The sequence below is a fragment of the Flectobacillus major DSM 103 genome (genome assembly GCF_000427405.1).
GTDB lineage: Bacteria > Bacteroidota > Bacteroidia > Cytophagales > Spirosomataceae > Flectobacillus > Flectobacillus major.
In genome coordinates this window covers 494,931-507,083 of sequence record NZ_KE386491.1, presented here as the reverse complement: position 1 = coordinate 507,083, position 12,153 = coordinate 494,931, and the positions used below count along the sequence as shown (strand labels likewise).

Annotated in this window: 9 protein-coding genes; 7 read left to right on the top strand and 2 right to left on the bottom strand. The window is 38.7% G+C overall.

Features of this window, described 5'->3' with window-relative positions; genetic code table 11:
• Nucleotides 1-22: 22 nt before the first annotated feature.
• Nucleotides 23-1,030, bottom strand: a complete 1,008-nt coding sequence (locus FLEMA_RS0103975) for a GntR family transcriptional regulator (protein ID WP_052353940.1) — start codon at nt 1,028-1,030, stop codon at nt 23-25.
• A 239-nt stretch (nt 1,031-1,269) separates the two neighbouring features.
• Here FLEMA_RS0103975 and FLEMA_RS0103970 point away from each other — a divergent pair, with 239 nt between their 5' ends.
• The 4 genes from FLEMA_RS0103970 (at nt 1,270) to FLEMA_RS0103955 (ending at nt 5,704) form a co-directional block, all read left to right on the top strand.
• Nucleotides 1,270-1,647 (top strand): winged helix-turn-helix domain-containing protein, encoded by a 378-nt coding sequence (locus FLEMA_RS0103970; RefSeq protein WP_026994345.1) that lies wholly within the window; start codon nt 1,270-1,272, stop codon nt 1,645-1,647.
• A gap of 166 nt (nt 1,648-1,813) precedes the next feature.
• Nucleotides 1,814-2,554, top strand: coding sequence for a sulfite exporter TauE/SafE family protein (locus FLEMA_RS0103965; protein ID WP_026994344.1), 741 nt, complete (start codon nt 1,814-1,816; stop codon nt 2,552-2,554).
• A gap of 46 nt (nt 2,555-2,600) precedes the next feature.
• Nucleotides 2,601-3,101 carry a molybdopterin-dependent oxidoreductase gene (locus FLEMA_RS67420; RefSeq protein ID WP_081681253.1) on the top strand — a complete coding sequence of 167 codons (501 nt, stop codon included), beginning with the start codon at nt 2,601-2,603 and terminating at the stop codon, nt 3,099-3,101.
• Nucleotides 3,102-3,148: 47 nt separating this feature from the next.
• Nucleotides 3,149-5,704 carry a TonB-dependent receptor plug domain-containing protein gene (locus tag FLEMA_RS0103955; RefSeq protein ID WP_026994343.1) on the top strand — a complete coding sequence of 852 codons (2,556 nt, stop codon included), beginning with the start codon at nt 3,149-3,151 and terminating at the stop codon, nt 5,702-5,704.
• A 161-nt stretch (nt 5,705-5,865) separates the two neighbouring features.
• Here FLEMA_RS0103955 and FLEMA_RS0103950 read toward each other — a convergent pair whose 3' ends face one another.
• Complete coding sequence (locus tag FLEMA_RS0103950) at nt 5,866-8,457, bottom strand: TonB-dependent receptor (RefSeq protein ID WP_026994342.1); 2,592 nt, start codon at nt 8,455-8,457, stop codon at nt 5,866-5,868.
• 591 nt (nt 8,458-9,048) lie between these two features.
• On the opposite strand from FLEMA_RS0103950, the gene FLEMA_RS0103945 reads away from it, so the two are divergent.
• The 3 genes from FLEMA_RS0103945 to argB all read left to right on the top strand — a co-directional run bounded on the left by FLEMA_RS0103945 (nt 9,049) and on the right by argB (nt 12,029).
• On the top strand, nt 9,049-9,600 hold the full coding sequence (locus tag FLEMA_RS0103945) for a GNAT family N-acetyltransferase (protein WP_026994341.1): 552 nt from the start codon (nt 9,049-9,051) through the stop codon (nt 9,598-9,600).
• 611 nt (nt 9,601-10,211) lie between these two features.
• A complete protein-coding gene (locus FLEMA_RS0103940) occupies nt 10,212-11,186 on the top strand; it encodes an N-acetylornithine carbamoyltransferase (protein ID WP_026994340.1) in 975 nt (324 codons plus the stop codon).
• A 57-nt stretch (nt 11,187-11,243) separates the two neighbouring features.
• Nucleotides 11,244-12,029 (top strand): acetylglutamate kinase, encoded by a 786-nt coding sequence (argB, locus tag FLEMA_RS0103935; RefSeq protein WP_044170760.1) that lies wholly within the window; start codon nt 11,244-11,246, stop codon nt 12,027-12,029.
• Nucleotides 12,030-12,153 lie beyond the last annotated feature (124 nt).

Below are 12,153 nucleotides of genomic sequence, written 5' to 3'. Positions count from 1 at the left end.
TTAGATAATTGGGCTAATTTATTCAAAGAGAGGCTCTTCTGATTAATGTAAATGGGTTTTCGAGGTGTTTTACTTCTTTTTTCAAAATCATTTCGGCAATACTCCGCCCCATATAAGCAAAATCGGTAGAGATAGTGGTAATACCTCCTGCTATTACTCGTTTGAAAGAGGTTTCGTTATACGACAAAATCCCTATTTGTTTACCTATAGTAAGGTTTTGTTCATGGGCCATTTCTACTACTTCTACCATCATATCGTCTTCTACCAGCAAATACACTGTTTCGGGTGTCAGGGGCTGCCCTATTACTTGGTCTGTAATCACAAAATCAAGTCCTTTTTCTTGACAAAAGCGAGCTGCTTGCTGCTCGATACCCTGTATAAACCGAATTTTGTCGGGAATTACCAATACCATTTTTCGGTATTTGGCTATTAAATCCCAAGCTTCTATCAAGCTTTGGTAGGTGCTTTTGGCAAAATTCTGACATACAGATGGGTATTCATGTCCAAATTCCTCTAAGCCCAAATCAAGAATATAAAGCCTTTTGGGCGGAATCAACGCTAGAATATCCTTCGTTTTTTCGTCGATAATAGGCATCACCACAAAAGCATTATAATTACCTACATTTTCACGCAAAAGAGTTTCTAGGACTTTGGGGTTGAAATGATGAAAGTAAATATCAATTGTGCCTGCCTCGCATATAGTTTCTTTAAAAGCGGTATAGATATGTTCCTTGAATTGATTGAGTTGGTCAAACAGCAAACATATTTTTAGTTTATCGGTATTTTCGACACTACTTACAAAATAGCCCTTGCCCGGCACTGAAGCCAATACTCCTGTAGCACGTAGCTCGTTGAAAGCCTTAAATACCGAATCGCGAGATAACGAAAAATGATTGGCAATTTCATTAACCGACGGCATTTGGTCGCCTAGGCTGATGTGTTTGTCATAAATGGCATTATTTACCGAATTTATCAATTGACGGTATATGGGTTCTTTGCTTTGGCTATCTATATCAAATAACTGAATCATTATTACAACTGGTAGGTACTGGTAGGTAATTTTTATGTAAAAATGGCAACTTGTTTTGACAAAACAAAATATAAACCATACTTTACCTACATAAAATACAATTATATCAGGACAGATACAGGATAGCCCCTAAAAAGAGAAAGGAGTCAATAGTGAAAAAGCTGATTTTGTAGAGAAGTATCTATAAATTAGAAATTCTGGCATAACTTTATTTTTTTATTGCTCAATTTTGGTAAAATATGAAAGATTCGGTTTTAGTAAACGCTCAAGAATACGCAGTTGTTGGAGCTATTTGGATAGAGAAAAAAGATGGTTCTGAACGTTTTTTAGGCAAAGGACGGATTCAGTTGATGGAGTTGATTATTGAGCATGGTTCTATTTCGCAAGCAGCCAAAGCCATGAATATGTCTTATAAAAGAGCTTGGGAGCTAATCAATTCGATGAATACTCAGTCGTCGAAGCCTTTTGTAATCACCCAAGTTGGGGGCAAAAAAGGAGGCGGAGCACTCGTCACCGAAAATGGCCTCAAGGCTATTGAAGCTTATAAAAACCTACAATTACGCTTCAAAGACTTTTTGGCAGAAGAAAGCCACAATCTCCAAGCATTAACCTACTAAGAGGGGTTGATTCAGAAAAACAAATCTGTACAATATTGTGCTATAGTAACGTTTGTATTCCTCCGTATTGGTCTTTGGATTATCTTATTTGAGAAAAAATAGCGTTATTTTTTCTCAAACACAGCGTTTCGTTATATTTTTACAAAAATAACGAATCTTATTGATTATGATTTCTTCCTCATTAGTCTTAATGCTTATCTTATTGGCGGCGGTAGCATTTCTTTATGCCTCGGTAGGACACGGTGGTGCTAGTGGCTATTTGGCCGTAATGGCCTTGTTAGGAGTAGCCCCTGTATTGATGAAATCTTCGGCGTTGGTCATGAACTTGGCGGTATCCTTATTTTCATTTATAGGTTTTTATCGGGCTGGCTATTTCAAGCTAAAGCTATTTTGGCCTTTTGCTTTGGCCAGTATTCCGATGTCTTTTTTAGGGGCAACGTTTGTACTTCCCGACAGCATTTATAAAAAAATATTAGCGATGTGTATTCTGATTTCGATAGCTCGTATGCTATTTCAATTTGAAAGAAACGATGAGCCTAATCGCCCTATTCCTCTTTGGGCAGCCCTTGGTACAGGTAGTGCAATTGGGCTTATTTCGGGTATGATTGGCATTGGTGGCGGTATTATACTAAGTCCTATTATGTTATTAATGCGTTGGGCCAAAATCAAAGAAACGGCTGCCGTATCGGCTCTATTTATTTTTGTCAACTCTGTATCTGGCCTTATTGGAGCCGTTTCAAAAGGCACATTGGTACTTGGTGAAGATTTGATTTTTGCCGTGTTGGCAACCATTGTAGGGGGGGCTATTGGTGCTTATTTCGGAAGTCATCGATTCAATATTCCAACCTTGCGTTATTTGCTGGCACTTGGTCTTGGTATTGCTTGCCTAAAACTCATTTTCACATAACTGCTCCTTTCAGGCACATTGCTCATTTAGTGTAATTATTCTTTTTATGAAAGCTAAATATATACTCATGCTGATGTTCTTTTGGGGAACATTCACCACTTTTGGCCAAAATACTACAACAATCCATATTGCAGGAAAAGTTGAACACGAACTTACACTGACACTTGATGACCTAAAAACATTACCAGTCGTTTCGGGTAAAAATTTTAAAGTGATAAGTACATCAGGCGATATTCGGAAAGAATTTAAAACCTATCAAGGCGTTTTGTTGACAAACATTTTGGACAAAGCTCAAATAAAGGTAAATAACCCTAAAGAAAAGGGCAAATTGATAGTTCTTGTTAAGGCTACCGACAATTATACAACTGCCTTTAGTTATCATGAATTATTCAATAACCCTACTGGCGAACAAGTATTGGTACTTTTTGAAATCGATAATAGACCTATTGCCAAAGATGGCCCTTTCTTGCTTATTTCTGCTACCGATAAAATTACGGGTGCTAGACATGTAAAATGGTTATCGGAGATACAAGTCGTTGAGCTTTAATTTTTTTTGGTATTCGCTATATTCCTCAAAATATATCGCATTGATTTATGAAAAAACCTTTACTCTCATTGGGTCTGTTCACGCTATCTATTACAGTTATGGCACAAGTACAGCACACCCAAAAAGATACGATTACGGTACTGTCGGAGGTAGTAATTACGGCTTCTCGCCTGCCTCTCAATATCATGAAGTCGCCAGTAAGTATTGAGCTATTAGACGCAAAAGCCATCAAGCAGTCGCCTGCGCCAAGTTATTTCGATGCCATTGAGCATATCAAAGGAGTACAGTTGCTTACTTCTAGCTTGGGGTTCAAAGTGTACAATACCCGTGGTTTTGCCAATCCTACCAATGTTCGTTTTGTACAATTGGTAGATGGTATCGACAACCAAGCACCTCATATTGGTGCCCCTATTGGAAGTGCCCTTACTCCTTCCGATTTGGATATTGACCGAGCCGAGTTAATTCCAGGTACAGCCTCGGCTCTTTATGGGATGAATTCGTTGAATGGCATGGTCAATATTCTATCAAAAAGTCCATTTGATTTTCAAGGATTAGAAATTCAGCAAAAAACAGGTGTCAATCATCTATCAGATGCCAACACATCGGCACATTTGTTTAGCGAAAGTAGTATCCGTTGGGCAAAGGCATGGCAAAATAAATGGGCATTTAAGGCCAACTTTTCGTACTTGACAGGCTACGACTGGATTTCGGATAATCAGCAAAACCTCAACCCCAATGGAAATGTTTCGCTGGGCCTAACAGGACAAGACAATCCCGCTTACGATGCTATCAACTCGTACGGCAACGAGTCGTCAAACCGAAAAACCATTACCTTAGGAGGCAAACGTTATTCGGTAGCTCGTACAGGATATTATGAAAAAGACCTTGCCGACTTTAGTTTACAGAATATCAAAGCAGACTTTACGTTGGCATATCGCCCAAGTAGCAATACCGAAATTCAATATTCATATCGAATCGGAGGTTTGGACAATCTATACCAACGAACCAACCGCTTTCGTCTCAATAATTACCAAATTAGTCAGCATAGCCTCACATTCAAAAGTCCTTCGCTAATTATAAAGGCATATACAACCCAAGAGAATACGGGCGAGTCTTATAATATCCGTTCTATGGCCGAAAATATCGATAGAACCTTCAAATCAGACGACCAGTGGTTCAAGGATTTTACAACACAGTTTAACCAAAGTATCGGTACTGGTAAAAATATTCAGGAGGCTTTGGCTATGGCCAGAACCCAAGCCGATGCAGGCCGACCTCAGCCTCATACTGCCGAATTTGATGCTTTAATCAAAAAACTAGGAGATATCAACAACTGGGATACTGGGGCGGCACTTCGGGTAAAATCGTGGATGTACCACACCGAAGGGCAATGGAATATGACCCAAAATTGGATAAAGTCTTTGAATGATAACTGGGGGCTTTCGGTACTTTCAGGTTTTGATTTTCGCAACTACGAAGTATATCCAGATGGCAACTACTTCATTAATCCGACCGAAGCAGGCAAGAACTTGAATTATTACAAATATGGTGCTTTTGTACAGTTGGAAAAAGCACTGCTCAACGAAAAAATTCAAATCAACGCTACTATAAGAGCCGATAAAAACCAGTATTTTAATTGGCGATGGAATCCACGAGTAGCAGTCGTGTACTCGCCTACTAACGAGCATAGCATTCGTATTTCTTACCAAAATGGGTATCGTTTCCCTAGTTTATTTGAGGCATTTTCCAATGTAAATAGTGGTGGCGTAAAACGAGTTGGAGGCTTGCCTAGTATGTCGCAAGGTATTTTTGAAAACTCCTATTTCAAAACCTCCATAGATGCCTTTCAGGCAGCTGTAACCAATGATGTAAATACCCAAGGCATTAGTACCAATCAGGCTATCGAGCAAAACAAAAAGCTATTAGTAAAAAATGATTATTCCTATATTAAACCTGAGCAAGTGAATAGCTTTGAATTGGGCTATAAAGGCAATTGGTTTGACAAAAAGCTATTGATAGACATAGATTTTTACTACAATGCCTACCAAAACTTTATGGCACAAGTTGAAGTGTCTATTCCGAAAGCCTCATTAAAAAATCCAGATTCATTAGCCTATTACTTGAATGATAGAACCCAACAAGACCGCTATCGCTTGTGGACCAATTCAAAAAGTAAGGTTTATAATTACGGAGCAAGTTGGGGTGTTCGTTATCGTTTCTTCCAACAATTTGTGTTCAATAGCAATGTTTCGTTGGCAAACCTCGACCGAAAAGATACCAACGACGGCCTCGAAGAGGCATTCAATACCCCTCAATGGATACTTAATGTTGGTATTGCTAACCGAAAGCTCACCGAACGGCTAGGCTTTAGTATAAACCTAAAATGGCAAGATGCTTTTGTTTGGCAATCATCATTGGCAACTGGCACTGTACCCGCATATACTTCGCTCGATACTCAGGTAAGTTATTTACTGCCTCTACAAAATATATTGATAAAACTAGGTGGCACCAATATTACCAATCAGTACTATTATAATTTCTTAGCAGGGCCAAGTGTCGGCGGGTTTTATTATATGAGTATTTCGGCAAAAATTGGAAAATAGGATTCGGTATTCTAGCTAGCCATTTCAACTTTTGTAACTGACGAATAAAACTAATAGGACAATAGAACTTTCATAGAGATTAGAGGGCTACTAACAATAAAAATCCCTCAGCCGAAAGACTGGGGGATTTTACTTATTACTAACATCAATTTATACTCTGATTATCTTGGACGGCCTCCACCTGCTGCAGGAGTTGCTCCGCCTTGTTGCTGACCGCCACCGCCGCCTTCGCCACCTTCTTTCAAGTCATCGTTATTAACCGATTTCTTTCTTTTACTTGGAGCATCGAATGACATTTTACCAATTCTGTAACTAAAGTTAACTTTAAAGTTCATGTTACGTAAGGTAGTTGTACTGTTCTGAGCAATAATTGGCGAGTTGATTTCATTGTTAATTTTGAAACCATTTGGTGTAAAGAAGTTTTCAGCACCAAAGCCAATACTTCCTTTTTTATCTTTGAAATCCTTCTTCAAGCTCAAACTATAAATACCAAATCCTCCTTGGAAACCTTGTAGCTGCACCTGAGTAGAACGATAAAAACCGAATGCTTGAACACCCCAGTTATTACCAAGGTTATAGCTACCAAAAATACGGTAGTTGGCTACCCATCCAGAGTTTGAAGCATTGTACAATGGATTTGCTACGTTGTTGTTCAGTTTGGCATAATACACATCACCGCCTAAGCCGATCATCAATTTATTCGATAAGCTTACGTTGGCAAAAGCATTCATACCATACGCATCTTGATTACCAATATTTTGGAAGTTGGTACGAATTGTATCACCTTTTACATCTCTTACACTTTCAATACTACCTGTTGTATTTCTTACAAATGTTGCTACTGTCAAGAATGTACTTTTAACAGTAGTATTCAATGTCAACTCATAGTTGTTGGTATATTCAGGACTCAAGTTGGGATTACCGCTAGAAATACTCAAAGGGTTCGACGCATTTACGTTCGGGTTCAAAAACTGAATAGAAGGGCGTTGAATACGACGGTTATAAGCAAACTTGAGCGTACTTGCACCTTTCAGTTTTCTTGAGATATTCAAACTTGGTACCAAAACACCATACGAAGGAATCGACAAGCTAGTTTCGCCTGTTTTGAAGTTGGCATTAATATCGGTATGTTCATAACGGCCGCCTACTTTCAACGTATATTTTTTGCTCAAAGTGGCTGTATATGATAAATACCCCGCTACAATGTTTTGGTTATAGCTAAATACGTTTGACGAAGCCAAGCTATTATTCAACTCGGTGTATTCACCTGTAGCACCTTGTGCCGAAAAGTACTTATAATCACTATTGACAGTACGAAAAATACCTTTTGCTCCAATCTCAACCAATTGTGTTTTTGATAAAGGTGTTTGGTAATCGGCCTGTACAGTTACTTCTTGGTTATAGCTATCGTTATTGTTTTTCAAACGGCTCAAAATCGACAAATCACTTATATTCAAGTTATTGTTAATAAAGTCGTTTGTACGGTTATTACGGCTAAACTGTGTCAATAAACTAAACTCTTGCTGAGGTTTTTTGAAAGTATGAGTATAATCAATATTAGCATCGATTGTCCCCGACAAATCTTTCACATCTACATCTCTTAAATTTTGGCTCAACAACGTTGTTCCAGAAAAACGTTCGTTCAACAGCCCATCTTGGTAGTTACGTTGATTACGAACCCCATAACGTACCGAAGCTGTTACCGAGTTGTGTTTGTTAATATCCCAGTCCCATCCTAATTGGTAACTGCCAAACATACCATTGCTACGAGTATCGGCAAACTGTTTGTTGATAGTTTGTATATTATTGGCTGTTGTAATTTGTTGGTTTTCAAAAGTACCATTGATATTGTAGTTGGCACGACCAAAACCTCCCAACGAGAAGCCCATGTTTTTCTTGCGATAATTACCATTCAACGACAAGTTACCTCCACGAATACCTACACTTGAATCCAAGTTAAGGGTTAAGCCTTGCAAAGTATTCTTTTTGGTAATGATATTGATAATACCCGACGACCCCTCTGCATCGTATTTGGCCGATGGCGAAGTAATCACCTCTACAGTTTTAATCATATCGGCAGGAATCTGCTTCAAGGCATCGGCAACACTCGTAGCCACAATTGTAGAAGGCTTGTTGTTAATCAATACTCTTACGTTTGAACTACCACGTAACGACACGTTACCATCTAAGTCTACCGAAAGCATAGGTACTTTTCTTAGTACATCCGACGCATCGCCTCCACGTGATGTAGCATCACGCTCGGCATTGTACACCAAACGGTCTACTTTATCTTCAATTACAGCTTTCTGACCTTCTACTGTTACCTCTTGTAACAACTGTGTACTTTGCGAAAGGCGAATCACACCCAAATCTATTTCATCGTTTTTGTTGACAATATTTACTGTCATTTTTTTTGACTGATAGCCCAAAAATGATACCGAAACGATATATTCTCCTGTAGCAACTTTCGCCAATGTAAACTTACCCTTTTCATCGGCTACGGTACCATCAACTGGCTTGTTGGTAGTTTTATTGATAAGTGCCACACTTGCAAACTCAACAGCCTTGGTAGCTGCCGAATCTATTACATAACCTACAATTTTTGCAGAGCCTTTTGGTGCGGCCTGTGCTGTACCCGGAATAGCTTGCTGCTGACGATTTTGTCCACCTCCCATACCCGGTACTCCTGGAAATTGAGCCCAAAGGTTAAATCCTACTAAGCTTAATGCTGATAATAATAAAAATTTTTTCATGATGATTTTCTTGGAAAACTTTCTGAACGAGTTAGTTCAACTTGGACGTAAAATTCCAGATAAATTTTATTTTTAATAATATAAAAAGTACAAATGGTTTGTTTCTAAGATGAGTGGAAAAAGCCTCCAAATCAGCCAAATGACTACTTATGAACACAAATGTTGCAAGGTTTGATGTGAGAATTTTCCAATTTTCGACCAAACCAAACATTTCGTCGGTGAATAACAAGAATTAGAAGATATGAATAACAGATAGACTTTTTTTGTACTCAAAATTTGTTTAAACTTTGGACTAAAAGGCAAATTAGCAACTAATTTTTAGCGTTCCTATCTGCTTTTGCAAGGTATTGTTCAAACGGTATTTGTTTGAACAATAAAATTGACACAAAAACAATGCAAGGTTCTACAACCTAACATTAAGAGAAGCCCTCACACCCTGAATCATACTATTACCACTACCAATGCTGCCCAAAATTTTCAAAAGTATCTGTATCTTTGTTATATTTTTTAGTACATTTTAACACCACAGCGGGCGTCTGTACAACAACGCTGCTCTATTCTTCCGCCCATTTTTATAACTAAATTCAAGCAATGATAGATATATCTTCTGAACGTCTCAAACTTATTCCTCTCGACAATTACCTCTTACAGATATGGCACCAGCAAGGCCGCAATGCCATGGAGGCTAAGCTAGGGCTTAATCCCTCAAACTGGCAAATTGAAGATTTTTTTCAGACCGAAACACAAGAAGCCTTGGCTAACTATTGGATTCCGATGACCGACGAATACCTTGTTGATTTCTTTTGGTATACCAACTGGGAAATTGTACTGGTCGAAAAAAACCTTTCTATTGGAGGTATCGGCTTGTCGGGACTACCCGACAAGCACGGAGCTACTATGGTAGGTTATTGTATAGATATGCCCTTTCGCCAACAGGGATTTGCGTCTGAGGCTCTTCAATGCCTGATTGATTGGGCATCGACCGACATTAACCTAAAAACTATTTTGGCCGATACACCCCTCGATAATATTGCGTCACAACAAGTTCTTAAAAAATGTGGTTTTTCAACATTTGGCCTAATCGACGAAGTCCAACATATAGAATTATTAAAAGTAAAACACTGGCATTTGTCTATTCGCTAAAAGTGACTACCCCCACCCTCTTCTGGTTGTTTTTAACCTCCTAGTATTTGCTTTATAGAGTTTTTAATAAAAATCTCAGTTTTTACAATCCAAAAAAACTTTTATTCCGTAGGTATCTTAAATGTGTAATAGGCCGTATTTTCTCCACTATTTGCATAAGGAAAATTAACAAATGGTAATTAATACAAAATATTACAGAATACTGTGACTTCGGAATTGTACCTGCGTATTAATTCTAGTTTTCATAGTAGAAATAGGTTTTGTGAAATAGTATTTTAATCGTTCTAATTAGCAAAACTATATTTTGGTGTGTTAGTGATACAATCTTGGCGAGCTCTAGTAGAGTTCGCCAAATTTTTTATATACCATTCTCAAAAATAGGTTTCGATTCATTGCCCCAATAGCCTATACTAAACTATAAATTATGGCGATTGTCCATAAATCAACACAAAAGCTTCTTGAGATTATGATTCTTTTACAAAAATCGTATAGTGATTTTAACAATTAGGAATAACTTTGTAGTTTCAACCCTTACAGCCAGCGGGCGAAGGGTAGTTTAAATCAATCTTTCATTAAAATTTGCAACGAACCGCTATCACATAATTTAGAAAATGAAAAACTTTCTTTCGGTTAAAGATGCTATTGATGTTCAGGCCCTTGTTAAGGAAGCCTTGTTATATAAGAAAACACCTTATGCTGATAAGCATCTAGGAAGAAATAGGACAATGGGGTTATTGTTCTTCAACTCAAGTTTACGAACACGATTGAGTACACAAAGGGCTGCCCAAAATCTTGGACTCGAATTGATGGTAATGAATGTTGGACAAGACAGCTGGGGCTTAGAGTTTGAGGATGGTGCAATCATGAATGGCAACAAGGCCGAACACATCAAAGAGGCTGCCCCTGTTATTGGTCAATATTGTGATATTGTTGGTATCCGTAGCTTCCCTACCCTCACCAACCGTGAGGAAGATTATGCCGAAACTGTTTTGAACCAATTTGTAAAATATACTGGCAAACCTGTAGTAAGCTTGGAGTCGTCGACGCGTCACCCACTTCAGTCTTTGGCCGATTTAATTACAATTGAGGAATTAAAAACCAAACCTCGCCCAAAGGTTGTACTTACTTGGGCACCTCACGTAAAAGCTTTACCACAGGCCGTACCCAACTCGTTTGCAGAATGGATGAACGCTGCCGATGTGGATTTTGTGATTACACACCCCAAAGGCTACGAGCTTGCCCCCGAGTTTGTGGGCAATGCCAAAGTAACTTACAACCAAGAAGAAGCTTTTGAAGGTGCTGACTTTATTTATGCCAAAAACTGGTCGTCATACACAGAATATGGCCAAATCCTTAGCCAAGACCCTTCATGGATGGTAACTATGGACAAAATGAAGCTGACCAACAATGCTAAGTTTATGCACTGTTTGCCGGTAAGACGTAATATTGTGGTAGAAGATGCTGTTTTGGATTCGCCCAACTCGGTAGTAGTACAACAAGCTGGCAACCGAGTGTGGTCGGCACAGGTGGTACTCAAACAAATTCTGCTAAATGTGATTCGTGCAGAAAGCCCATATTTATTCTAAGATACTCCACAAGGCTAACTGTTTTTCTAAATAGTTAGCCTTCAATTTTATATTACTATGAAACTAACAGTTGTTAAAATTGGGGGAAATGTTATTGATAATCAATCATTTTGTACACAATTTTTAGCAGACTTTGCCCAAATCCCATCTCCTAAGATTTTGGTGCATGGTGGTGGAAAAATCGCTACACAGATTGCCGAAAAGCTTGGCATCGAAACCGTCATGGTAGAAGGCCGACGTATTACCGACCAAGCTATGCTCGATGTAGTAACAATGGTGTATGGTGGCTTGGTAAACAAGTCATTGGTAGCACAGTTACAAAAATTCAATACCAATGCCATTGGCTTAACAGGTGCCGATGGAGGTGTAATTCTTTCACAAAAACGCCCTGTCAAAGACATTGATTATGGCTTTGTAGGCGATATCGAAAAGGTAGATACACAACAAATTGCTGGAATGCTAGCCCAAGGGCTTACGCCAGTTTTTGCACCACTTACTTTCGACCGTGAGGGAAATATGCTCAATACCAATGCCGATACACAAGCTCAGGCAGTGGCCACAGCCATGGCTTCGTTGTTTGAAGTAAACTTGGTGTATTGTTTTGAGAAAAAAGGGGTACTCGCCAATCCCGATGACGACGACTCTGTGATTCCAGCATTAAAACCTGCCGAATATGCCTCTTATAAGGCTAGTGGGGCTATCAATAAAGGTATGATTCCAAAATTGGACAACGCATTTAAGGCTCTTGCCCAGGGTGTAGCTCAAGTAACAATATGCCATGCCAAAGAGGTAATCGAGGCCGTGAATATAGGGAATGCTGGTACAAAATTGAGCTACGAATAAGCTTATAAATACTAAATTTGATATAGCATTAATCATTATTATTAGCCTTTTCAGATAGTACCGCCCCAATAAAATTGAGCTAAAATCAACCCATATTCAGTATTACTCGATAATTAGGCACAAA